This window comes from Sphingobacterium sp. SRCM116780, assembly GCF_021442025.1.
Lineage (GTDB): Bacteria > Bacteroidota > Bacteroidia > Sphingobacteriales > Sphingobacteriaceae > Sphingobacterium.
Window position 1 is genome coordinate 1,420,233 of the sequence record NZ_CP090446.1, and the last position, 26,332, is coordinate 1,446,564.

Below are 26,332 nucleotides of genomic sequence, written 5' to 3' on the forward strand. Positions count from 1 at the left end.
AGGTTTTATTAATTACTGTTAATGATTTTATCTTAGGAAATGCTTAGGAATAATTCTTCAAAAAGATATGTAACCCAACGGTAGGGGGAATTAATGCAATTTAAAGTTGTTCAGCAAAATGGGAAATTTTCTGATAATAGCCTTTCTAGAAGTGAAATGATGATAGCTCTGATATTATATGAGGCGACTGGCAAGTATCTTTTGGTACATTATGGTATTAGAATGCCTATCATTTAGGCAATAAAGATCCGATACAACCAATTAGCATTGCGACTGCGAAGGCAACGATAGGCAATAATTGTCGGTGTTTCATTTTATCATAATCTACGTTTCCTGAGTTTGCCTTTAATTTCAAGGATATCTTTAAACCGACTGTCCCGTCAAATAAACCCACTAGACCAGATAGAAGTAACATCCAATTGGAAGAAGTAACGGAGGATAAAAAATAACCAGTTAGGAAGTATATGATACAAGAGAAGATAAAGAAAAATCCATAATTGAATTGAAATTTTCTAGAAGCTATAGATCCAAATGTATCTACCAGAACCACTGATAGTATAGCGATTCCTGTAATCAAAAGTATTTGTTGAATCATTAATTTTCTCCAAGTTTACTAAAGATAAGAAATTGTAAGCATAATTTTTAAAACTCGATCTGATTATCTACAAGAGAATTAGTCTGCCATTATACCCGCTATCCAAGAACTGAATACGATATGATCTCATCAAAAAATCAAATGTTGGCGATTTAACATTTCAAAAACCCGAACCCTCTTATATATTCTTTGCCCATATAACCATCCCATTCCTCCAAGTCACGCATGACTGCGTGATATACATGGGCAAGCGCTTGATGTCTGCTAAGTAAGGGGAGTCCTTCATTTATCTTTTCACTATCCGAATATATTCCATTCGGGTCATTCCATTGTAGCCACACAATCAGTTCTTGCCTTTTTAATACCGAAAGCTTGTCTAAGAGTTTTTTGTCCTTTAGATCCATTAATTGGTAGCGCCAATTTTGATTTCGCACCTCTATAGGAACTATTTTCGGCAGTTGATAACTGATAATTTGTTTGATGAATGATTCCATGATGTATATTTAGAAGGTATATTGTCGAGATTTATATATGAAAATAAGCGGTTGTTAATAAGGGTTTTATCCTATATAATTTAGTGTTTTACTAAAGTTTAAATAAGCAATCTGCTTACGATCGCATTGCCAAGCTTATTTTTCATAAATTCCTTAATCTCTTGCATAAGTTCAGGGCTTACCTGAGCCACTCTTTCCAGATCACGGATAAACCATTTTTGAATCAAAGGATGATGTTTCAGTGCACGATCGAATTTCACAACCTCTGCTCTTGAAGACTTGCCTTCAGGATCATAGTATGACCATAGTACAATAAAGATTGTATTGGGATCTTCATCAATATAAGGCGTGTGGAAGCGAACAATGTCACCTACCCGTAAATCCTGATTATCATAAACGTTATCTTGTTCCATGATTATAAAGTTAAAAATTTGATGATTAAAATTACTAAAAATATTAGATAATTTAAAATTATTTGAATATTAAAACTAATTATTTTATTTTTTTGAAAAAAATGCTTATTTTAAAATATAGAAGGTAGTAGTGAATTGTAAAAGCTGAGCTAAATCAAGGTTAACGTTTGTAGTTGATTTGTCGTTTTATTTATATATTTGGTTTATTCTATAATGAAGCAAAAGTTTATCTTTTATGATTAAAACATACTTTCTCCTCTTATTTAGCCTCATCGTTTCATACTCTTATTCACAAGAGATCTTCACGTTGAACCAGGGTGGTACTGATCAAAAAGCTTATTTTTCTGAAGTTAATTATGAATCTGTGAGGGATAAGATAATCGTTAAGGCGATTATTAATGGTAAAAATTATCGCTTTATTGTAGACACAGGGGCTCCTAATATGATTACAAAAAAAGTATTCGAAGCGTTAAATCCTACCATATTAAAAAAAATACCCATCGCTGATGCGAATAATAAAACCGACAGTTTAACGGTAGTGCTCTTAAGTGAAATTAAGCTGGGAAATGTTACTTTTAATAACATACCTACTTTGGTGGCAGAAGATACCTTTATTTTCGATTGTCATGAAGTTGATGGTTTTATTGGTAGTAACATGTTAAGAAATACGATTGTACGTTTTTCGTCAAAAGATCATAAAATTATTCTAACAGATGAGACAATCCAATTACCCTTAAATAAAAATCAACGTTCAGATCTGATTTTAACACCGGCACAAAGTTCTCCTTTTTTGACAACTACAGTAAAAGGTAAAGGTAAGGGAAAAATCGAATTACTTTTTGATACTGGGATGGAGGGAATGTTTGATTTGGCATTGAAACATTATGCTATTCTTGAAAAGGAAAATATTTTTGATGAGTTGGCAAAATCAAATGGGCAAGGCTTACTCGGTCTAAACGGTCTCGGGAATGATACTATACAGCATCTGTTGCGCGTGCCTGAGTTAACTATTAATGGTACTCTATTTAAAAATGTATCTATCCAAACAACTCCCAATCTGAATTCTAGAATAGGGGCTAACTTATTAAAGTATGGGATTGTGACAGTCGATTATAAGAATAAGAAATTTTATTTCGAACCATTTGACACAACTGTTGATCTATTAGAAAAGCACTTTCCAATAACAATTAGCATTAAAAAGAATAAAGCTGTGATAGGAACAGTGTGGGATGAAAAGTTAAAAGATGAAATCAGTCAAGGCGATGAATTGCTTGCTGTTGATGACATGAATTATGAAGACATCAATCCTTGTGACCTGATTACAAAAACAAAAATATTAGAAGGAAAAACACAGGTTACTTTAACGTTAAAAAATTCCAAAGGTCTTCTTAAAAAGATATTCATAAGTAAAAGTATCCAATAGTACTGAGATGTACTATTGCGAATCTTTAGAACTAGGGTTGTTACAATTTCTCCATAAAAACGAAGAAATTTAGCTTCTAATTCTTTAACCTCTTTTTGATTTTAAAAATCGGTTTGTCAAGTATTTCCTAAGTGGTATATCATAAAACTTCAAACAGATATACGCTAAAATCATACTTCCGATAACAACTCCTGCTGCACCAGGCAATGACTCCTGAAAGGTGAGCTTATTATTCTTTACCCATGCATAATACAGATAAATAAAGGGATAATGTACTGTATATAAAGGATAGGAAATATCTCCTAAGAATTTGCATAGCTGAGCAGTATACTTGTCGGTACTTTTTCCTGAAGCTCCGAGATAAACAAGAACTGGAAAGATCACAACACAGCAAGCAGTATCATATAGCCCGTTCATCCATAATTGTTCAGCTCCCCCAATCCGTGGTATAGCCAAGAGCACAACGATGGCTAGGCTACATATCCAAAAAGCTCCTTTTATATTGGTAGGTTTGAAAATACGAGAAAGGAATAATCCGGCAGAAAAAGAAAACAGCAACCGAAAGAACCCTGCAGTAAACTCGACTTTGGTCAGTGAAAATCCAGCACATATATCACCGTATGGCCCTACTATAGCAAATGTTGCCAGACCGCATCCGGCAAGAAAAACTAACCATGCAAGCACTTTGGTTGAAAATTTACGAATAAATAAAACATAAAGAATATTACCGATATACTCAAAGAATAAAGACCAGCTTGGTCCATTCAAAGGAAACATTTCTCCCAAACCTCGAATTTCCTGTCCGGGAATAGCTGGGATTAATAGTGCATTTAATAATGTCGCGATAAACAAAGTTGTGACCGTTACTTTCGATACATCCCAAACGGAGCATACTTGAAAATAAAATAGAATTGCTCCTATGACAGCGCCCATGATAACCATTGGGTGTAACCGGATAATTCTACGTTTGATAAAATCTTTAACTGAAGTTGCCCTCAAACGATCGTCATAAGCATAACCGATAACAAATCCGGATAAAATAAAGAAAAAATCAACGGCTAAATAACCATGATTGATACGTTGATCCACATGACTGGTCGCAAAAGCTTCAAATATATGGAAACAGACAACGGTGATAGCTGCCACTCCACGCAATCCATCGAGCACCTTATAATGCGGTTTAGTATCGGTAAATGAAGCTGTTGAGGTTTGTGTTTTTAGCATAAAATAAAATTCAAGTATTAATTCCCTTAATTTTAAAGAGAAAATCATGAATATAGTAAATAATTAGACCTTTTCGAAATAAATTTTTATTGTAAAAAAGTATTGATTCTCTTTTTGAAGACCATATACCTATTCTATATATGTGTGTGTTAAATTCACCTACAGTTTGCCGACAATATTGTTGAATAGTAGCGACAAATCACCGACAAGCTTCTTCTAGCTATTGACAAACCCCATCTTGAGATACTATGTTTGCCTTCGTAAAGCAAAAAGGTATACAACAAGTCTTTATGAGTGGTTTAATAATCAAGAAAATACGCAGTACATTCAATCTGATTATAGTATATCAAAAATCTATTATTTTCTTAACAAAAATTTTAAACCTGTTAATCTCTGTTGAAACAGCATATGAGAATAAATGCAATTTTTACTGTAGCTAAAAATCTACAAGATAGTGCATGCGTGTAAGTGCGTAGTGCTCATTTTGTCAATATACCCCTTATTTGCAGCAATAGAATCAAAAAAATAAATATCCACTAATGTTGTGAGTATGATATTAGGAAATCAATAACGATGATACAGTATTAAAAGTATCGGTTGTCGGTGTGTTTGGTAATGAGGTTTTGGTGAACCAAACGGGTAATGCCTCTGTAACTTTCCCTTCTCTCGGTTACCGTATTGCTGGAAATGGAGCAATTGCAGATTATAATTGGACTGCCAATGATCATAAAGCAAGAGGCTATTATTGGAGTTCTATGACAGAAACATCTAACGATGCTTATCATTTAACTACAAATCAATTTTACACAAACCTTGGTGTTTTTGAACTTTCAGTTCCAGAAAACCTTGATGTGGAAAATGAGGCGAATATTCGTTGTGTAAGAAATTATTAGATATACATATTGATCTACCTATCAAAAGGCGGTCTCTGAAAGCAGTATGTTATTTTCGGAGTCGCCTTTTACTTTGTCCTTATTTATTGTGGTGAAGTATAAAATTGATTGAATTAAAAATAGTTTAAAACTGTATTATATAGAATAAAGGATTTTTTTTGAGAAAAATTAATCTCAAGATTAACTTATGCTACCTGTTATTGTGTCATCTATTTGGGAGTGATACAGCATCAAATATCGTTATTCTCAATGGGGGCTAGTTAAAGAACGTAATATTGCCAAATAAAAACGACTTCCATTAAACTAAACCCACTTAGGACATAAGAAAATATCTAAATAATTATAAAAACAGATTAAATTTTGATAAAAACTATACAGCAAAATCAAAAAAAAGAAAAGAAAAAAGGTTTTAGCAATTAATTTCTTTAATTGGTATTATACTCACTTATACTCAATTTCGTTATAAAACATAAAAGTAAGTATTTTATTAATAAAAATCTTGATTACATCAATCTGTGTTGTAACATCGTATAAGGGGCAAATCTAGCTTTTCCCGTCATTAAAAACCTACAAGAAAACCTGTGCGTGAAAGTGAGTATTCATTCTGTGGCCAATATATGCCTTCTTTGCATCAATCAAAACTAATTAAAATTCTTCATCTGTTTAACACTTGTTCATTTGAACGATCTACACAGAGGAGAGTAAGAATTGCTAAAAAGAAAAAGAGAAAAAATTAAAAACAAAATGAACAAAGAGAAAAAAGAGTACATGAAACCTCAAATTGAAATTTTCAATATTTACATGGAAGAAGGTATTGCAACTGGATCAACAGCAACAGTATCTGTTGGAGGTCCTAATGGAAGTGCACAACCTGATATTTTCGATCAACCATTTGAAGAAAATAACCAAGACTTAGAATTTTAATAAAATTAAAAATGAAACTAATAAATCGAATGAAACCACATATATATAATAACAAATTTACGAGTATATCAGTCTTAATCTGTTTGTTGTTGACTACTCTCTTTTTTGTGAGTTGTGACAAAAAAGAGAGCAACGATGTAAATGATAGCAATAAATCTGGTGCAGTTTCCATCAGTGTCAATAGCATTAAAGAACCCATGCTTTTAACATCAGCTATTGGAGATGGACAATCCAAAAAGGCATCTATTCAAAAAACCAGTGCGGTGATAGGTTCAACATCGGGTACTGAACAAGATTTTGAAAACTTTTCATGGTCTTTGTCCCCTGAAGTTACTTCTCAGCCGACGAATTCTGCTAGCTTAAACAGCAGTGGCTCTGTAAAAAAAGCAGCTGCTCAATTTGTTGCTGGAGTTACAAGTATGGCAACTGGGAAAAAGTATAGGATATTGTTTTATGAAGTTCAGGGTGCTAATCAAATTTATCGTGCATCTGAAGAGATTTCAGTCTCTGGAAGTCGTTATACCTTAAATCTTGCATCCAATGTAACCTACCACTGGTATGCTTATTCCTATAATGATGGAAATGCAATACCTCTTCCTTCGGATGTAAATAATCCGGTAATTGCAACACGTACTGATGCTCCGTTTTTGTATGACGAAGGACAGATAACAACTAACGCGACAACAGAAAGCATGGTTGATATTCAATTTGAACATAAGATTTCGAAGATCGAAGTTAAAGTAGATGCATTACAGGTGTTTGCAAACAGTATTACGAGTATACAAGCAAATTTTGTTAACCTACCGTTAACAACACAAGGTTTTGGGTTAAAAACAGGTACATTGAATAGTCCAGTACTCTCAACAGTAAACTACAATAATGCGGTTACATTTGTGAATGAAGCTTCTCCAGCAGTAAAAATATCCACAAATGTACTCTATACATCAACAGCTTTGACCAGTTTTCAGGTAAATTTTACAGAACTGACGATAAACAAATCAGGGAGTACAGTTAACTTAATTAATGCATCAAACCCAAAAGCTGCTGTAATTGGGAATTTCTCGACAAGTCCGGAAAGCCTAAGAAGAGGATTGGTTACATTGAAATATAAAGGTGGTGTGATTGGAAATACAGAATGGGCACAGGGACTTCTGTATTATGATCCAACAGATCCTACAAATCCATATAAAATTTCAGAACCATTTTTAACGGCAACAATCCATTCATGTAATTATTACTGGAATTTCAATTCAATATATCCGAGAAGCATCACGAATCAATCGCTAGCTTATCCTGGTGATCCATGTTCAAAAGTCTTACCTGAAGGTACTTGGAAAACTCCAACCGTTCAAGATTTCAATGACTTAGGTCAAGGACATAATAGTAGTCCAGGAGTATGTTACTTTAACGCAGCTGATGGTGAAAGAGTTTACTTTCATGAAAATGGCCATATTATTAATCCTGGCTGTAATGTAACCAATACAGATGATGGAAAATATTGGTCTTCAGAGTCTATAAATACTAATCATGGATCTGGTTTTGAAATCGATGAATCAGGTTTCTATCAAATAGAATCTGAAATCAAAGATTTTGCTAAAGGTATCAGATGTATAAAGAATAATTAATATCTCGTGTTAACAACTTAATCGATCTATTAAAGGGTGGTCTCTGAAAACAGCATTTAGTTTAGTTTTTAAGATCGCCCTTTATTTTGTTTCTAATTTATAATTGCATTCACTCGCTTGAATTTCTTAAGAGGAATTAGCTTTAAGATAACTCGGACTACTTGATTTTCATATATGTATGAGCTAACTTAAGAAAGGGGATACAATCTTGGAAAACCATTATGGGATTGATAACGTGTTGGTAAATCTTAAAGATCAATAAAATAAATTGAAAATAAATCATTAGAGAAGGTTTCTATGTAATACATAGCACTGGTTGTTTTGTATTGAGGTTCATCTTCTAGCATACTCATATCAAATAAACACACTTATTGTATAACAAAATATCAAAATTGAGGTATAAATATCAAATAAAATTTTTATAATATTTTTATAAAAATTATGTAATTGATTGAAAATTGATTAGAAAAAAGGTTTTAGCATTTTATTTTTTTAACCAATAAAATACTCACCTATACTCAATTTTACAATAAAATGTAAAAATCACTATTTCTTGAAAAAAAATTGATCATACTTATTCGTTTCACGACATGCTCTGGAAGGTAAATGAAATCTGTTGTGTCGTTTAAAGCCTACAAAAAAAATCGTGAGTAAAAGTGAGTGGCGTTTCTGTAGCAAGATGTATCTAATTTGTGTTGATCAAAATCAACTTAAACAAACCATTATTCTCTGTTTGTAGTTTACATCATTCCAAGTACCTACAAGAGAGGAAAAAATTACTAAACAATGGAAAAGAAAAAAGAGTATGTAGGTGCTATTTTAGAAGTAGTGTACCTAGAAATGGAATATGGTCTTGCCACTTCATCGGATAATATATTAACCCCAGGGGGGGTGTATAACAATCCAGATATAGAAGAGTGGCAAGATAACGGACCAATAGGTGAAAATAATTTAGAACTGTAGTATTTTATTGATTTAAACTAATTTATTTATATAGATATGAATATGATATTAGGAAACACTCTGAATAGAAGTATAATGATCGCTATTCTGTTATCCAGTATAGTTTTATTATTTAGCTGTTCCAAAAATGATCAACAGAACGTCGTGAATAATGATAATGCTGTAATGAAAGTATTTGTTGCTGGTGTATTTGGTAATGAGACTTTGGTTAGCCAAACAGGTAATTCAAAAATAGGTCGTGCAAATTTATCCTCAACAGATGGAATCACAAAAGCAAGTGACGGTGAGACTATCAAATTACCAGAATTTGATGCTTTAATTTCGTTAAAACAGGACGGTTATGGTGTTTCACCTATTTCGCAATCATCAGGTACGCCAAGTATATCGAAAGGTATTCGTGCAAATGTACCAATGGGAAATGGCATGAAATACCGATTACTTTTGTATTTGGAAAATGGACAGTTTAGTAAATCGGTAGAGCTGACTGCCGGAACACCAGCAAATATCCCAGTAAGAGCAGGTGAAAAATATAGTTGGATTGCTTATTCATATAATACGACTGAACCCATTGCTGAAATTGTCAATGCTACCAATCCAAGCATTCCCACTTTTGTGACCAAAGAACTGTTACACGCAACAGGTCAAATTACAATTTCGTCAACAGTAGGAGCGAACGACTATTTGCCTATTACTTTTAAACGTAGGCTAGGTCGAGTAGCAGTAGAAATCAATGCAACAGGTATGTTTGCCAGAGATGTGATGCAGGCAGTTGTTTCTTTTGAACAAAATTATTTTAAAGAAGGGACTTTTAATCTGAAGACAGGTACCACATCAAACCTTACATCCCCAGTTGTTACCACAACTCTGGATGGTACGGCTCCAGAAAAAAATGTAAGAACTCTTTACTATTACACAGCGGATACAGCTGCACTTATTGCTGACCTGAAAGTAAGATTACATTCTGTCAAAATCAAGAATGATGTTGGAACAGAGACAAACTATACACCAAATACTGTTTTCTCTTATACGAATAATAATACGGGTTTTACACCTGTAGCAGGAACCTCGCATACGGCTATCATCAATATTGTGCCGAGTGGCTCACCTGTAGGTCCAACAATTTGGGCACCAGGAAATCTGTATTATGATGCTGTAGCACCAGATGGCTACAAATACAAATTCAGGAGTGAGCCTTCCAATATATTCAACACGACTACTGATGCAGCAGAAATGAACAAAGAATATTGGCAGTGGATGCCGGATGCTTTGGTTCCATATGTTGCAAATTATGTGCATTCTGTTACAGGTCCTCATCAAGATCCATGTAGATTGGTTTATCCTCTTGGAAGATGGAGAATGCCTACAAGACAAGATTATCTAGACTTAATTGCGAATTCTACCAAAACAGTTGGAGAAAATACAACGGCTAAAAATCGTTATGTAACCTTTACCATTGCAGGAGGTTCTGTAACTTTCCCTTCTCTTGGTTACCGTGTTCAAGGAAATGGAGCCATTGATGACTATAGATGGACTGGAACTGATCATAGAGCAATAGGGTATTACTGGACTTCTACACCACAATCGAGTAATGATGGTTATTACTTATTTATAAATCAATATTATTCGAACTCTACTACATATGCTCTTGACGTTCAGGAAAATCTAGATGTGGAAAATGGTGCGAATATTCGTTGTGTAAAAAATTAGATACGAGTAATTGACCTACCTATCAAAGGGCGGTCTCTGAAAACAGTATTCAGTTTTTGGGACCGCCTTTTACTTAGTCTTTATTTTGTGACAAAATGGACTGGTTGAAAAAGTAAAAATAGTTTATCTTAGAGCTGTATAACCAGCTAAAAGATTTATTTTATTAAGAAGATTTAGAACATAAGCTACTTAAATTGTTTGGTGTTCGAAATAGTTAAAATTTTATTTTGTAATCTATAGTGGAATAGTTTGCAAATAAGAATAAGTATAGCACTCATGTATATGAGTTATCTGTAGAAAGGGAATGCAATCCAATAAAAATCAGTATAGGATTGTCTGTTGATGGAGCGTAGCCAAAAACGCTGAATCAATAATGAATTTAAAGGGAGATTATTAGAAGTTGTTTAGTGATTTATCCTAATCATATGACTAGGATATCTTAAGTATAATTACTTTAAAAAATGCTGTAGCATGTATTGTTATTGTATGCAGGTAGTCACCACTTTAAAAAATTCTACTCAATGCTTACGCTATTTGCAAATAAAGGAGTTGTAAACAAATATTTTGAAATGAAGAAGGGCTGCAAATGTATGTATTGATTCTTTTCGTATGTATAAATACGGTATTTTATTTTATCTTCTTTAAGATATCTAATAAGAAAAATAAAGGGCTTAATAAAGCTATAGAAGAAGAGGTTAAAGGAGAATCTTCGTATAGCGAGGAAGAGTCCATTACTGCAGAACAGATTGTGGAACTCTATGAACTTGCCAAACAAAATGATATTTCTTTTATGGTGAAATTCCAAGAATGCTTTCCGCTATTCGTTCAAAAGTTAAATGAGGTGGCAGACCCTTCATTGAATTATGCGGAGTTGGAAATTTGTGCCTATACTAAATTAAGTTTCGCGACAAAGGACATTGCCATATGTCGAAAAGATACGGTTAGATCGGTTGAGAATCGAAAGTACCGCATCAGAAAAAAGTTGAAAATAAGCTCGGATGTTGATTTTGTTCTGTGGATAACGACTTTTAAATAGTTCGTTACGCTTTAAATATATAAGTCTAAAATGGTCCAACACTATTCTGTATATACTTAATAATTATTTCTATTCTTTTGTAGTTACCAATTGGTGACGTGTGACTAAAAGATTTCGGGAAGTTTGGCACTACATTTTGATACTTTGCTGTGTCCTACGGCTATGTTGGTGTTGACTTGCTCTTGCGTTCAAGAAAAATTGAAATAACTGAAACAAATAATTAGAAGGATGACAAATCTCCTTTTTCTAATTTCTTTTCTTCTTTTTTCCCATCTTATTGATCCAGATCATATATCCTGTGATGGGTAGTGATGCGCATAAAAGACTGATGACAAATGCCAATATTTTAGTGGGCATGCCTCCTATATTTCCAGTATGGATATCATAGTTGAGCGATCCTAATTTATCCCCATAGGGTAGATTTTTACTCGATTTAATTTTTTGTAAACTTGCTGTGGTTTGGTCAAAATATAGCCATTCGAATTGTCCACTTTGTTTTTCATTCATTCTGACTTGGATGTCAATTTCTGATTCTTTTTCTTTTTTTAAGCGAATGGATAGCATCTGTGCTGTTGGGTAACGCAATAGAGTATACGCAAAGGCATTATCTTGAACGTTAGGATATAGAGTCGGTAAAGGCATCGATAGCTTTGGTTTTTTGACAGCTGTTTTTGTGTTCGTTTCAAACATGTTGAAGACAGCGATATAGTTTTTTTTAAACCCTGGAAAGGCAAAGACAAGTCCAGTGATACCTAATACCAAAGCAAATAGTAAACTATAAAAACCAATAACATTGTGAAGATCATGATTCAGACGCTTCCATTTAACCTTACTGTCTAACCAAAAACTTCGTTTTATTTTTTTTCCTTTCCATTTTTTTGGCCACCATAGGACGATACCAGTCAATAAAATGAGGACAAAAATGGCAGTGGACCAAGCGACAACGGTATTACCATATTTTTTACCCAATAGGAGATTGAGGTGAAGTTGTAGCATCACTTGGAAAAATTCGGTTTTCGAATTCTCGATTGTTTGTACTTCTCCGGTATAAGGATTAACAAATACGCGTTTGTAATAGGTGTAATAGTTCCAATGACCAAAAGCTTGTTCATCGGTTTTTACGGCCCGAAATATCCAAGTCCGATTCTTGGTAGGATAGAGATCAACACGGCTGATTTTCTCTCCCTTCTCCAGACTTGCTTGTGCTTGGCGGATTAAATGGCTTAACGCAAGTGGTCGAGATGTTGTTGTCTCTGTTGTAATAAAGTATTTTTCAGGATACACCCATAGTTTAAGTTCATCATGAAAGGTATAGATACATCCTGTTAAACTTAGGATCAACACAACTATCCCACTCATGATACCCAACCACTTATGCACCCATAGCACAGCTTTTTTTATCATCTAGAATTTATAGTTTATGTTGAACGAAGCTAGCATACCTTGGCCTTTTACATATTCCTCATTTAGTGCACGGTATTGGCTGACAACGGGGAAATAATTTTTGTTAAAAAGATTTTCGATTCCTAGACCCAGTGACCATTGTTGATTGACTTGGTAATTTCCATTCATATTAAACAGATCAATGGATTTAATCGTTCCCTCACTGTTTTTATATACGCCTTTATCATTAGGTAAAAAACGGTCACGTGAGCCAGTATGTACCCAAAAGAATTGGAAACTAAGTGGCTTGATTGGCGTGAAGTAAAGGTATGCAGTGGCTTTCAAAGGTGCTATACGAGAGCCATTGAGGTAAGTTTTTGTCCCATCTTCTTTTTTAGATTTACCTTCAACATAGGCCAGCGTTCCACCAACAGTAAATTGTCTGTTAAGATTGGCATTTAAGGCAATTTCATAGCCATATACATCCTCAGGAAGACGCTGTGCAGTTAAATACCCACCAACATCGACTAACTCAACACCCATTTTTGATGTACTATAATAATAGGATGCTGAAAGTTGGAAAATGCTATAATTGCTTGAAAACCCGATTTCATAGTTGTTGGTTACAATTGGATCTGTGAGTATACTATCTAAGTCGTTATTTGTAGCTCGACGCACAATACGACCGAGTTCATTGATAGCAAACCCTTGTGAAAAACTTATAAATGGATTGAATACAGCATATTTATTATATCGCAATCCAGCATTGAAAGTTGCTCCTTTATAAGGAATTTTACCACCTTTAACCGCAATGCTCCCTTCGTTATTTGGGCCAGTGGCGATGGTGTTGAAGTCTTTGATCTTAACCGTTGCATTCTCATAACGTACCCCACCTTTAAAGATTAAATTTTCGAAAAAATCAATTTTAATCTGCGCATAAGGAGCAAAATTGAGCATATCCATGTAAGGAATATAAACGCGTCCATCCGTCAGGTTTTGATCAGTAACATCGTTCAGTAAATCCAATCCGTATGTAATATCTGCTGGAGAGTGAAAAAATGTGAATGGCGTGTTCAGGTTAATACGCAATCCTTTCTTTTCCGAATTGATCTGCGTTTGTCCTGGACCGTACCAAGCAGAAGCATTTTGGACATACCGATTCATGGAACGGAAAGTGTTATAATAAGCGGATGCTGTTAAGGAAGTTTGTCCGATGAGATTACTTTTAATATAGGTTAACATCGCATTGTGGTTGTAAGGTGTTCCGGCTGGTTTGCCAGGTTCTTCACCTCGTATACCGATGGTCGGATTTTTTCCATATACACCCGTTTGACTAATGTAACGATTATGCTGATTGCTTCGGTAGAAATTGTAAACAGCTGTTAGACTGGAGCTGCTGTCAATAGTATATCCGAGCTTAAAAAACGCATTATATTGATATGTATTAGATAATCCATCGGTTTGTCCTAAAGGTACACCATCAGCATCGCGTTGGAGTCCGGTATAATCTGCAGATCCACTGAGCGTATAGTTCCATTTTTCTTTTCTTCCAAAAAAGGTTTGACTAGCACGATAACCCATTGTTCCATCTGGATGAACAGGATTGAAAGTTGTACGTAAAGTCGTCAATCCTTGTAGCACTGATGAAGTTACGGATGGAGTTCTGGTGATGTAATTGATAATACCTCCTGCAGAACCATTTCCATAAATAGAAGTTGCTCCTTTGATAACCTCAATACGTTCGATAACACTTGGATCGATCGTACGTAAATCTCGCTGACCGTTCATTAAGGGTGTAGATTGCGGAATTCCATCAATTAAGACCAATACTGCACGTCCACGAAGCGTTTGCCCTGAATTGGTTGCTTTGTTGGTCGAGGTACCTAATCCTGGGATTGTATTTCCCAAAATAGTGGAAAGATTGGTACTGATCTGACTTTGTGCTTCTATTTCTTTGGAATTTAAAATGGAAATCGATGAAGGAACTGTTGATATGCTTTCTGGTTTACGACCAGCAGTCACAACAATCTCATCTAAAACACGAGTGGTATTGAGCTGGAAGTAAATAGGGCTTTGAACGGTATCTAGGTTGATCGTCTTTTCTACTGGTGTAAATCCTGTATAAGAAACACGAATTTGAATGGGATTATTCCATGATCCTTTTTCTGTAACAAATCTTCCTTGTTGATCTGAATATCCAGCTTTTTTACCGTTCAGTGTAATATTGACTTGACTCAGTGGTTTATTTTGTGGGTCTTTGATGACTACTTCAAATTGTTGTGCCCATGCGGTAGAATGACAAAAAAATAATATTCCTATTAAGGATAAAGCATAAAAAGTGGACGTACTTTTCATTATTAATTTTATTTAGATTGAATTTAAATTGCTCAAAGATAGTATAAAATATTTTTTTTCAAAAAAAATTATCTTGTGATAGCAAATGATGTCATATGATGTTCAATTTTAATAATAAAGTGTACTTAGATTATGACAAAAAGATGAGGCCATTTTTTGCAAAATGGCCTCATCTTTTTAGAATTTTATTGTAACTACCTTTCCTCAATTAAACGGTTTTAATTAAATATTTTTTAAGATTAGCTAATATTTCATCCCAACCTTGTTGATAATTTTCTGGAGCAAATTGAGAACCTGCATCCTGAATATGATTTAGTCCTTGATGGTGCAAGGTAACTTCAGTTATCTCATTTTTTTCTTCCAGCAACCAAGTGACAGTCGTTATGCCTTTACTATAATCGGGGTGGGTCCAAGTATACGAAAGCTTCTTGTTGGGGATGATTTCGAGTAATGTACAACGATGTAGATATTTCTTTTCATCGCCTGGTTCATAAAAATCAAATGTTGAACCCACCGATAATTCAAAATCAGGAATGTCAAAATACCACTGTTTGAATTCCTCCTTATGGGTGAGTGCTTGCCATATATTGGCTGCCTTTGCTTGTATACTGATCGTAGAAGTAATCATATCTATTATATGTTGTATTTTTCTATTTTCGTCTTAAATATTAACGAGTAACAGAAATAAAATAGTATACCTAATATACTAAAAAATTAATGAGTGACAGTGACTTTTACGAAAAGTTTCATTCCATAGAATCTCAAATTTATTCAATGCATAAACATACCAGAAAGGCCCGATATAAGTTGAAAACAAAAACATATGGAGAAATTTAGAGCTGTATTTGCTGCTGGTGCTTCCATCTCAGTGCCTGATTTACCAATGGAATCGAGTCAAGTGATTCAATATTAAAATATTGAAAATTAGCTATTGTTCGATAGAATTTATCGGTTAACTATGCCATAGCTCAGGAATAATACACGAATAAGTTGTCTAGTCGGCATCTATTCCGACTAGACGGGATCATTTAATATGCTTTTTTTAGTTTGATCAAAATCAAAATTACGAATCCAAGTAGGGCAAATATAATGTATCCAATTCCTATTTGTACTTGTGTATCGGGTTGAACCAAACTTACAACAAGATAGCTGAGGGACGATGTGATGAGGTAGGTAATTCCACCTGCCAATCCACCAGCTATACCTGCGGATGATGGGAACCGACCTAAGCAATAGCCAAAATAATTATTGAAGATAAACCCTGCTGTCATATGGATGAGGAAAGCAAATAGGGATAGGGTATACAAGTTCGTAACATAAGGCGATATAATGATCATCAAGAGGATAAAGCCGATCTGTAAAAAGTTTGCAGCTCTTAATTTTGGTAATAATGCTTTCTTGATCAATGCTCGACCTATAAATCCTCCAGACATCCAGGCCAAACCCATAATGAGCGAAATATATCCTGTGGTAATGGAACTGTATCCCAATTGATGTTCGATGAAAAATGGTCCACTCAGGTTATAGAACATCACCAATCCATAACTGACTCCACACATAAAGACCCCATAAGTAAAGTCTTTGGTCTGCAGCATCATTTTAAATTCGCTGATTAAAAATTCCACACGTAGTGGATTTTTCTGACGGATGGTCTCTCCTGAAAAAATTAACTCTAATACAAATAGTACAGCACAATAAACCGCTAAGACCATAAAATTGGAACGCCAACCGCATTGAGCTTGTAAATAACCACCAATAAAAGGGGCAATAATTGGAGCAAGAGACCAAACAATTGTGATGACACTCAAATAGCGCTTACGCTCTTCACCTTCATACACATCCACAAAAAAAGCTCTTTTTGAAACCACAACAAAGGCTGACAGAATTCCCTGCAGGATACGCATCAGATAGATCACCAATATGCTGTGTGTCGTAGCGGTTATCCAAAAGCTTAAGATAAATAGAAATAAAGAAAGTAAGGTAATTCGATATCGTCCCCAAGCATCGACAAGTGCACCAGTAAAGAATTGGGCGACACCGTAACTGATCAGGAAAAGGGAAAGCGTCAATTGTATCTTGCTTTGAGCTAACCCTAGCTCTTGTGCCATCTGAGGCATGGATGGTAAATAGATATCAGTAGCTAAACCTGAGACTGGAACCAAAGCAAATGCAAGTAGCGTTGGAATAATGGATTTTCGTGAATGTATGTTGTTGTTCATGCAGTTATGTTAATAACAAGATTATGTCTACGATAATGAATATACGTGTATTGGGAATTTCGTAGAACAATATGCTTGTGAGCACCTAGTCAAATGTGATATTTTAATCCATTCAGATACTTAACGAAAGTTGGATCAGAAATACAGTTATAAAGATTTGCTGTATTTTCAATAGAAATACTCATTGGCCAAAGGTATAAAAATTCAAATTGGATGATCGTCTGTTTTCTGTAAAAACTAAACCTTTCATGTGCTCATTTGACAAAAATATGATGAAGTAATTTCTGAATTTTTGACAAATGATCCGATATGAATAAAAATCGATACATTTTGTTGTTCGTTTTTTCAATCTCTGATGCCAGTATTTTCAGATCTCCGTGAAGAGGAGTAAGCGCGTGGACTTATTACAAGGAAAATTCATTTTCATGGAACTGGGTGAGTAGGGTAAATACTGGATTGAAATGTTGGGGAAGAATAGTCCATAAATGAACTATTGATGGCTTGAAATTGATCAAATAAAAATATGATACGAAAAAATGAAAACCTGAACTATCTTTCATTTTTTGTTATTAGATTCGTGAAACTTATTAATCAATTATTGAGGTTTAACATTAATTTTTCTGACTGTTTGCCGCATGGGAAGGTGTTTTTCTAGAATCATAGGGTATACGTTTTTTAAATATGTATTCACGATAGGCTTGTTTTTCCTATTGGGAGAGGTATGTGCAAATGGGTTGCGAATCAATGGGAATAGCTATCCTATCAACAAACGCTCAGCTGCTGAAATCTCTTTCAGTCAAATCTCTGATATTGAATCATTTGAAAATGGAAATTTTCAACTCTCTTTTCATCTGGCACTTGACGAGAAATCGAATCAGGGTGGAATATTTAAATTGAAATTTGCTGGTTCAGACCAAGTAATTTCGATGAATCTTAAAGATACTCATGATGATAAAATTGAGTTTAGCCTTAATTTGGAAGGAATAAGCGGACTCGGACATTTTGTCTTTGATAAAAGCCAACTCAAAATTCAACAATGGTTTCCTATAGCCTTACATATTGATCTGATTAAAAAAAGTCTTACCTGGAAAGTCATGGACAAATCTGTCATCTTACCAGAAATTATCGGATTCAAAAATAAGGCGATACCTCAAGAACTGATCTTCGGAAAGCATGGATATGTTATTGATGTTGCAGATTTTACGATTAAAGATTTACAGCTTTCCAATGGACATTTGCAATGCCGAATTCCTTTGAAAGAGCGAGAAGGAAATGTAATCCACGACAATCAGGGAAAAGTAATTGGAAAAGTGACCAATCCCAATTGGTTGGCCAGGGAATCTTTCTTTTGGGAGAAATGGAAAACTGTGAATCTAAAATCCGTAGGGGGGTATCAAATGGATCAAGAGCGTGGACGATTGGTTGTCTTTTCACAAGATAGTATTCGATTAATTGACCTCTATTCAGGAAAAGAGACTGTAAGTCCTATGCCAGCCAATCTTCCTTTTCAGATTCAACTTGGTAATAGCTTCTTACTGGACAATAAATTATACATATATGAAGTCAATAACCTGGCAGAAGGAATTTGTTCGATTGTTCAGGTAGATTTGGATAATCCACACCTCGTCTGCATGAGTAAGCACCAGTTACCTATGCAGCTTCATCACCATACGGGACAAGTGCTTTCACAAATGGATTATATGATTTTTGGAGGTTTTGGTAATGAACGTTACAATGGACACTTTCTTAAATTAAATATCAAAACTGGGATTTGGGATACCCTCAGCACTACAGGGGATAGAATTCATCCCCGTTATTTTACTTCTTCTTTTATCGATCGATCTAATAACTTCTACATCTTTGCTGGGATGGGTAACGCACAGGGTGATAATAATTTAGGGCGAAGTTATTATTATGATTTGTACCAGTTGGATCTAAAAAGTCGCGTGGTCAAGAAAATGTGGCAATTGACATGGAAGGATAAAAATAAAGTTCCGGTTAGACAATTGGTTTATGATGGTAAACGAAATTTTTATGGATTAATGTATGCAGAATATGAATCCAGTTCCTTCTTGCATCTGTATCAGTTTTCTATTGATAAACCTAATTATCAGGTTTTGGCTGATTCGATTCCGATTAAATCTGATAAAATAAAGACCAATGCAAATCTTTTTCAGTTCGAACCATTAAATAGGTTGTACGCAGTGACAGAAGTGTATGATAATGAGGAGGTAAAATCTGAAATAATAATCTATAGGTTAAGGTTGCCCGTTTTAACCAGAACAGCTTGGGAGATGGAACAAGATCAGAAAAAGTTAAATGTTTTGCCTTGGGTCATTGTCAGTGTAGTTCTTATTGTTTATGGGCTCTATTGGGGATTAAAGAAACGTAATACTTCAGAATCAAATTCTGTCTCGAAGTATTCGGATCATTTACCATTCACAGAAGTCACGTCATCCAAGAGCTCCTACGGAGAATTGATTTTGGAAGATAATTTTTTGTTCCCCTCTAAAAACTGTATTCATTTTTTTGGTGATTTTCAAGTCATAGATGCCAAAGGAGTAGATATTACACACCTTTTTAAAGGAAAGGTAAAACATCTGTTTATTCTGATTCTTTTGCATGATCCAAATAGGGGAATTAGATCTGAAATGATCAGCAATTTACTTTGGCCTGATAAGGAGCATACGGTGTCAAAGAACATACGTGGTGTTACCTTGAATCATCTACGAAAATCCTTGGAATATTTGGAAGGTATTAAGTTAAATTATACACAACCTTATTATAAAATAGAACTGGATGGCACCTACTTGGATAGCTATCGCTTTAAAGAGATGATCGATCAGGGCAAAATGACCAATGAATTATGGACAATTTTGAACCGAGGACAATTTTTATCTAAGGAAAGTGCTGATGGTCTTGATACCTTAAAATCTCAAAATGAACAACACCTCATTGAGTTTTTGATGCAAGAAATCCAACGAGCTTGTTCACTGAACGAGCTAAAAATGGCACTGCAGCTTATTCAGATTCTTTATTTGACAGACCCAGTATCCACTGAAGCACTTAAAATTGAAATTGGCATTTGGCAACACATGCATGAGGAGACAAAAGCTAAAAAATCATATCGTAAATTTCAAAAAAGGTATCTTAAATGGATGGGTTCAGACTATATCGTACCCTTTGAATCTCTATTCAATAAGGATTAGTGCATTTTTTTTAGGATTAACCTCTTGATTAACCCTTGAATTAACCAGCTTGGATTAATATTGTTTTTGAATTATGTCGGAGAATGCTAAGATTAGTAAATCAATTTAGCAAATAACATATTCCAATTATAATAAATTAACCAATCTGATTATGAAATGGACTAAAAGCAAACTGCTTCTTATTTTTTGCGGTGCCTTATTCTTGACCGCCTGTGTCAAAAATAAACAGGAACCAACTAAACTGGATCTTTCCTGTTTGAACAATTATTTGGATACCATGCAAACCTTGTTGGATACAGCACAAATTGGTGAAGTAGACGGAACATATCCTAAAGCGAATGCTGTTGAATTCGAACAGGCACTTGATCACCTTAAAACAGGAATTTCCAAAGCGAAAGCGGGATTTTTTGTTTTACCCTTTGAAGTGAACAGTTATTGTATTGACGCGAGTAAAGCAATTCAAACTTTTCGAAATTCCTATCAAGAAACTTTATCCCCAGGTACAGCAGGCGAACTGCAGGTTTTTGGTATTGATAAAAAAGGATATATCGATTTTGGAGAATCCAATCTCTTCAGCTCTTCTAAGCAATTCACCATTGAGTCTTGGATCAAATACGACCCTGGGTTTTTTGAATTTGCGATCGGTGATTTTTTGGCGACATTTAGCCACGATGGTAAAGGCGTAAAAGAGGGCTGGATGATCAACTTTATGGGTAGCAATCTCCGTACTACCTTAGGAATGGGACCTCAGCAAGATCGTGTATTAGAGTGGGGTGCGGCTTATCCGACCAATTATGGCACATGGAATCATCTTGTAACTGTCTATGACGAATCTCTGGCCTCAGATCAATTGAAAATGTATATCAATGGTCAATTGCTTTTTTCTAAATCTAACGATATTAAAGATCCTGCTGGCATCTTGCAAAAATATCAACCCAATAGTCGTAACCTCAAAATGTGGGCTTTTGTCGAACCCGAAGATAATAATCGTGGTATGACTGGTTACATGAAGAAGTTCAGGTTATGGAGCAGTGCTAAATCTGCTGCGGAAATCAATCAACTGATGACAGCAGAAGTCAATGGAAACGAATCAGACCTGATCTGTGCATGGGATTTTGTAAAAGTACCTGAAAATAGCCAAGCTATTCCAGATAAGACAAATAAATTCCAGGCCAAAATCGTTGGACAATATAAATGGCACAAATTAAAATAACCTTTATTGAAACATTATGAAAATCTATCATAAACCTATTCTATCTGTCTTTTTGCTGATGTTGGTGTCCATTGTAACCATGGGACAACAAAGGATGGTGAAAGGCCGAGTGAAAAATCAAAATGGAACTTCCTTGGCGGGTGTTTCCATAGCAAATGATGTGAAAGCCTTATCTTCCAGTAAACTGGACGGTACTTTCGAATTGAATGTGCAAGTGGGTAGTTCATTAACTTTCACCTTACTGGGATACGAACCAATTACTTTGGTTGTTCCTACGGATGGGAGTATGGAGGTATTACTGTCTGTTTTAGATAAAAATTTGGATGAAGTGGTTGTGTATGGCTACGGTAAGGTTCAGAAAAAAGATCTGACGGGTTCAATTGCGAATATTCAAAATTCGGAATTGGTTCAAGCACAGGCTACCAATGTAACGGAAGCATTGAATGGTCGGGTAAGCGGTGTGTTGGTGACCAAATCCAACAATAGACCAGGAGCTGATATGAGTGTACAGATTAGGGGAACCAATTCATTTAACTATTCTAATGAGCCCTTGTACGTAATTGATGGTATTCCATCTTACTCCGGCATGCGCCATCTGAATGCTGCCGATATTGAGACCATTGATATTTTAAAAGATGCTTCTTCATCGGCCATTTACGGTTCAAGGGGAGCCAACGGTGTTGTTATTATTACCACAAAAGCAGGAGGTAAAAAACAGGGCTTTCAATTGGAATATTCGGGTTCGCTTAGCTTAAAAACTCCAACCCGTATTCCTGATATGATCGGTAACATGGGTAATGGTCTCGAATATGTAGATTACAAGATTGCGCTATGGAAAAAGAAATACGGTGAAAGTTCACTGGGAAGATCAGATTTCTTGACCGCTGACGAGAAACGAAGAATCAAATATGGTGAATACTATGACTGGTTACGGGAAATCACTTCAAATAGTTTAGGAAATGTACAGTACTTCAGCGCGAACGGGCAGTCCGAAAAAAGCAGTTATTCTTTTTCAGCTGGATATAACAATGACGATGGTCTTGTTGGCAATGAAAATTTTAAACGTTATACCGCGAATATGGGTTTACAGCACCGTATTTCAGATCGTTTCAAAGTGGGTATGAACAATTATTTTTCATTCAATAGGACTAACCATGGTGCAGACGATGCTCTTATCAATGCGTATTTTATTCCACCGATTGCAAGCCCATATGATAAAGATGGAAATTATGCGTTTGAAGTGCAGCCGACCTCCAGCAAAATAAATCCGTTTGTTCAGATTGAAAACAATAAAAAAATAACCGAAGCGAACTATATTAATCTAGCAGGTTTTACAGAATTTAAGCCATTACAAAATCTGACATTCAAATCGCAGTTTGCTATTCAGTTGGACAATGATACCTATGGTGAATGGATCGGACAATATACGCAGGCCAAAAGTGGGGTGAATGCACCAGATGCCTTTCGTAAGGAAAGTAAAAATCTCAACTACGTGTGGGATAACACATTGACCTACGATAAGAATTGGGCTGATATCCATAAAATTAATGTTGTTGGCCTGTTTAGCATGCAGAAAGAAACACACCAGGGATCCCAAATGCGTGGTGTAGGAATGCCTTTTGATTCAGATTGGCATGCCATTCAATCGGCAGAAGAAATTATTGATGTATCGAGCTATTATTGGGAAGCTGCCATGTTATCCTATATGATGCGTTTCAACTATGGATATAAGGATCGTTATTTGGTTACTTTGACTGGTCGTCGAGATGGTACTTCGCGCTTGTCACCTCAAAATCGATGGGGATTTATGCCATCAGCAGCATTGGCTTGGCGGATATCAAACGAGAGCTTTATGAAAGATCAACATCTTTTCAATGATCTTAAGCTAAGATTGAGCTGGGGAAAAAGCGGTAATAATAATATGGATTATAATGTGGTCAACAGTGTGTTGGATCTCTCTAAATACGCCATCAATGGAAAAGGTCAAAACGGCTATGGAATAGGTGCTACCAAAGGTAATCCCGATCTCCGATGGGAAATGACTTCCGAATGGAACTTTGGATTGGATTTCTCGGTATTAAATAACCGTATTTCAGGTACAGTAGATGTTTATGATCGAACTACCAAAGATTTGATATTCAGACAATCTGTAGCAGGTTTGAATGGGTATACATCCATTCTGCGTAATGTAGGTACAACAGGTAATAAAGGTGTTGAAGTTAGTTTGAAAAGCATCAATATTCAAAAGACTGATTTCTCATGGAAAACAAATGCGGTGTTCTCCCTTAACAGAAATCGTATCAAAGATATCTTCGGAAATGGTCAGGACGATCTTGCCAATCGATGGTTTATCGGACAACCAATTCGGGTGATCTATGATTTTGAACGCCTTGGTATATGGCAGGAGGAAGAAAAAGAAATGGCAACCAAGTATGGTCAATCACCAGGACATATCAAAGTTGCAGATCTGAACGATGATGGTGTATTGGATGAAAGAGACTACAAAGTATTAGGGACACCTTCTCCTGACTATACATTTGGACTGACCAATACATTCAATTACAAGAATTTTGATCTTTCCGTTTATGTTTACGGGCGTATAGGTGGCTTGTATAATGATGATTTCACTTATACGTTTACGGCATGGGACAATGAACATTGGAATAAACTAGATGTGCCTTATTGGACTCCAGAGAATAGAAGCAATGCTTATCCACAAATCGGAGCACAATCTTATTATACCCAAGTATTGGGAAAAGTAAGTGGAACCTTTGTGAAGGTTCAGAATATCACTTTTGGATATGCACTTCCAATAGCATGGGCCAAACGTATAAAGAGTAAATCATTTAGGGCGTATGCTTCTGTTCTTAACCCTTTTACATTCACCAAGTATATGGGTCCAGATCCCGAAATTATTGGTGAAAACTTGTATACTCAATTGTCTATTTTTCCTCGAACATTCAATGTTGGGGTAAATGTTTCATTTTAATTTTTACAACATGAAGAATATATTGAAAAATCAGATGAGCCTTTTCTTATTGGGGTTATTGCTACTGTCCAGTATGGAAGGCTGTTCCAGCTTTTTGGATGTCGATTCACCTTCTGTAGTGACTGATCAATTTTATGACAGTAAAGAAGGACAGGAAAAGCTCATTGTCGATCTATATGTAAAAAGCCGTGCAATTTTCAATACGGGAGAAATACAATATTTCGGAACCGATTTGTATATGGCTATTACCGAGGGAGAATCAGAGCGAATGTTTAATGGTTATGACAAGACTTTTAATGGTACTGCACCTGTAATTGGCGGGTATTGGAATAATCTGTATAAAATAGTACAGGAATCCAATATCTTGTTAACAAGAACCTCTGTGGAAATTGCAGGCAACGATTATCAAAAAATGGTTGCCAAAGGAAAATTCTTCCGTGCCTTAGCATATTATTATTTAGTAGAAACATTTGGAGATGTACCACTCTATTTAGAAGAACAAAAGGAGGTTTTAAAAACTGTGCAGCGCGTTCCAGAAGCGCAGGTTTACAAGCAGTTGATCGAAGATCTTGAAAGCGCAAAGGGGATATTAACTTTTGGAAATAGCGAAGCTGGTGAAATTAACGATGCTGCTATCCGCTTTTTGTTAGGTAAGTTATACTTGACCCGTGCTTACAAACCTTACGCAGTCGCAACAGATTTCAAAGACGCAGCTCAAAACTTTACGACTATTAAGCAGTCAAGTCAATATCGTTTGCTGAGTTCCTACGCAAGTGTTTATGATGAAAATAATCAAAATAACAGTGAAGTAATCTGGGCCATGCAATATGGTACAGATAAGAATTATGTTGGTAGCGGGAATCCGCAACAGCAACTTTTCGGATTTAATATTACAGCGTTGGAACCAGACCTTTTTGTACGAAATCAGGCTGATTACAGTGCTATGAGCAGACAGTATTGGGTGATTCCCAAAGCACATGAATATTTTGAATACCCTGAGTTGGATACTCGTTATGATGTAACCTTTAAACGATCATTCACGATTAATAATCCAACGAATAAGGATTTTGGTAAACTGGGGATTTATTTTCCACGATGGAACGATGAGTCAGGTAACACGCCAGGAGCATTGCGATTTTATCCATTTAAAACTGGAACTGAATACAATTGGTATCCACAGTCTACCGCATTGCCTATTTTGACGAATGCGATTGATCGTATGCCGATTATCGAAAAATTTAAAGATACCAAAATGCCATGGGGAGGTGCAGGTACTCGCGAAGATGTTATTTTCCGGCTATCAGATACTTATTTATTGGCTGCAGAAGCTTATCTGGGTATGCACCAAAATCAAGATGCGCTCAACCTGATCAATGATTTACGGAAACGTGCGGCAGTATCAGAATCGGCTTTTAACGATCATCTCAAGATAATGACCATTAGTTTAGATGGCCTACTCGATGAGCGTGCGCGGGAATTGATGGGGGAACATGACCGTTGGTTTGACCTTAAACGAACAGGAAAGCTTCTTACACGTGTCAAAGCAAATAATCCATTGGTTCAAAAATACAATAACTTAAATACCATTCATCTATTGAGACCCATTCCGCAGGATGAAATCAATAAAACGGAGGGTTTGACCCAAAATAATGGTTACAATTAAATTG

The 26,332-nt window shown here is 35.5% G+C and carries 19 protein-coding genes; 11 read left to right on the top strand and 8 right to left on the bottom strand.

Features of this window, described 5'->3' with window-relative positions:
* Positions 1-229: 229 nt before the first annotated feature.
* The 3 genes from LZQ00_RS06325 to LZQ00_RS06335 form a co-directional block, all read right to left on the bottom strand.
* Positions 230-595, bottom strand: coding sequence for a hypothetical protein (locus tag LZQ00_RS06325; RefSeq protein WP_234513359.1), 366 nt, complete (start codon positions 593-595; stop codon positions 230-232).
* A gap of 152 nt (positions 596-747) precedes the next feature.
* Entirely contained in the window at positions 748-1,089 is a 342-nt protein-coding gene (locus LZQ00_RS06330) for a hypothetical protein (RefSeq protein WP_234513361.1), read from the bottom strand.
* A 98-nt stretch (positions 1,090-1,187) separates the two neighbouring features.
* The gene (locus LZQ00_RS06335) at positions 1,188-1,502 is read right to left on the bottom strand and encodes a hypothetical protein (protein ID WP_234513362.1); all 315 of its coding nucleotides are present in this window, start codon (positions 1,500-1,502) and stop codon (positions 1,188-1,190) included.
* Between the two features lie 235 nt (positions 1,503-1,737).
* On the opposite strand from LZQ00_RS06335, the gene LZQ00_RS06340 reads away from it, so the two are divergent.
* Positions 1,738-2,925 (top strand): retropepsin-like aspartic protease, encoded by a 1,188-nt coding sequence (locus LZQ00_RS06340; RefSeq protein WP_234513373.1) that lies wholly within the window; start codon positions 1,738-1,740, stop codon positions 2,923-2,925.
* Positions 2,926-3,009: 84 nt separating this feature from the next.
* Here LZQ00_RS06340 and LZQ00_RS06345 read toward each other — a convergent pair whose 3' ends face one another.
* Positions 3,010-4,149, bottom strand: coding sequence for an acyltransferase family protein (locus LZQ00_RS06345; RefSeq protein ID WP_234513374.1), 1,140 nt, complete (start codon positions 4,147-4,149; stop codon positions 3,010-3,012).
* 605 nt (positions 4,150-4,754) lie between these two features.
* Here LZQ00_RS06345 and LZQ00_RS06350 point away from each other — a divergent pair.
* The 6 genes from LZQ00_RS06350 to LZQ00_RS06375 all read left to right on the top strand — a co-directional run bounded on the left by LZQ00_RS06350 (position 4,755) and on the right by LZQ00_RS06375 (position 11,297).
* A complete protein-coding gene (locus LZQ00_RS06350) occupies positions 4,755-5,042 on the top strand; it encodes a hypothetical protein (protein ID WP_234513376.1) in 288 nt (95 codons plus the stop codon).
* Between the two features lie 744 nt (positions 5,043-5,786).
* A complete protein-coding gene (locus tag LZQ00_RS06355) occupies positions 5,787-5,966 on the top strand; it encodes a hypothetical protein (RefSeq protein ID WP_234513378.1) in 180 nt (59 codons plus the stop codon).
* Positions 5,967-5,977: 11 nt separating this feature from the next.
* On the top strand, positions 5,978-7,591 hold the full coding sequence (locus tag LZQ00_RS06360; protein WP_234513380.1) for a hypothetical protein: 1,614 nt from the start codon (positions 5,978-5,980) through the stop codon (positions 7,589-7,591).
* 786 nt (positions 7,592-8,377) lie between these two features.
* Positions 8,378-8,554: a hypothetical protein gene (locus LZQ00_RS06365; protein WP_234513390.1), complete on the top strand. Its 177-nt coding sequence runs from the start codon at positions 8,378-8,380 to the stop codon at positions 8,552-8,554.
* 36 nt (positions 8,555-8,590) lie between these two features.
* A complete protein-coding gene (locus LZQ00_RS06370; protein ID WP_234513398.1) occupies positions 8,591-10,261 on the top strand; it encodes a fimbrillin family protein in 1,671 nt (556 codons plus the stop codon).
* Between the two features lie 586 nt (positions 10,262-10,847).
* Entirely contained in the window at positions 10,848-11,297 is a 450-nt protein-coding gene (locus LZQ00_RS06375; RefSeq protein WP_234513408.1) for a helix-turn-helix transcriptional regulator, read from the top strand.
* 246 nt (positions 11,298-11,543) lie between these two features.
* Here the strand turns inward: LZQ00_RS06375 and LZQ00_RS06380 are convergent, their stop codons facing one another.
* The 4 genes from LZQ00_RS06380 to LZQ00_RS06395 form a co-directional block, all read right to left on the bottom strand.
* The gene (locus tag LZQ00_RS06380) at positions 11,544-12,701 is read right to left on the bottom strand and encodes a PepSY-associated TM helix domain-containing protein (RefSeq protein WP_234513418.1); all 1,158 of its coding nucleotides are present in this window, start codon (positions 12,699-12,701) and stop codon (positions 11,544-11,546) included.
* Complete coding sequence (locus tag LZQ00_RS06385; RefSeq protein WP_234513420.1) at positions 12,702-15,035, bottom strand: TonB-dependent receptor; 2,334 nt, start codon at positions 15,033-15,035, stop codon at positions 12,702-12,704.
* Between the two features lie 208 nt (positions 15,036-15,243).
* A complete protein-coding gene (locus LZQ00_RS06390) occupies positions 15,244-15,663 on the bottom strand; it encodes an SRPBCC domain-containing protein (RefSeq protein ID WP_234513422.1) in 420 nt (139 codons plus the stop codon).
* A 400-nt stretch (positions 15,664-16,063) separates the two neighbouring features.
* Complete coding sequence (locus tag LZQ00_RS06395) at positions 16,064-17,254, bottom strand: MFS transporter (RefSeq protein ID WP_234513431.1); 1,191 nt, start codon at positions 17,252-17,254, stop codon at positions 16,064-16,066.
* A gap of 635 nt (positions 17,255-17,889) precedes the next feature.
* Here LZQ00_RS06395 and LZQ00_RS06400 point away from each other — a divergent pair.
* The 4 genes from LZQ00_RS06400 to LZQ00_RS06415 all read left to right on the top strand — a co-directional run bounded on the left by LZQ00_RS06400 (position 17,890) and on the right by LZQ00_RS06415 (position 26,328).
* Positions 17,890-20,463, top strand: coding sequence for a hypothetical protein (locus LZQ00_RS06400; RefSeq protein ID WP_234513433.1), 2,574 nt, complete (start codon positions 17,890-17,892; stop codon positions 20,461-20,463).
* A 151-nt stretch (positions 20,464-20,614) separates the two neighbouring features.
* Positions 20,615-21,676 (top strand): LamG domain-containing protein, encoded by a 1,062-nt coding sequence (locus LZQ00_RS06405; RefSeq protein WP_234513435.1) that lies wholly within the window; start codon positions 20,615-20,617, stop codon positions 21,674-21,676.
* A gap of 16 nt (positions 21,677-21,692) precedes the next feature.
* The gene (locus tag LZQ00_RS06410; protein WP_234513437.1) at positions 21,693-24,665 is read left to right on the top strand and encodes a SusC/RagA family TonB-linked outer membrane protein; all 2,973 of its coding nucleotides are present in this window, start codon (positions 21,693-21,695) and stop codon (positions 24,663-24,665) included.
* A gap of 10 nt (positions 24,666-24,675) precedes the next feature.
* The gene (locus tag LZQ00_RS06415) at positions 24,676-26,328 is read left to right on the top strand and encodes a RagB/SusD family nutrient uptake outer membrane protein (RefSeq protein WP_234513439.1); all 1,653 of its coding nucleotides are present in this window, start codon (positions 24,676-24,678) and stop codon (positions 26,326-26,328) included.
* The last annotated feature ends 4 nt before the right edge of the window (positions 26,329-26,332 follow it).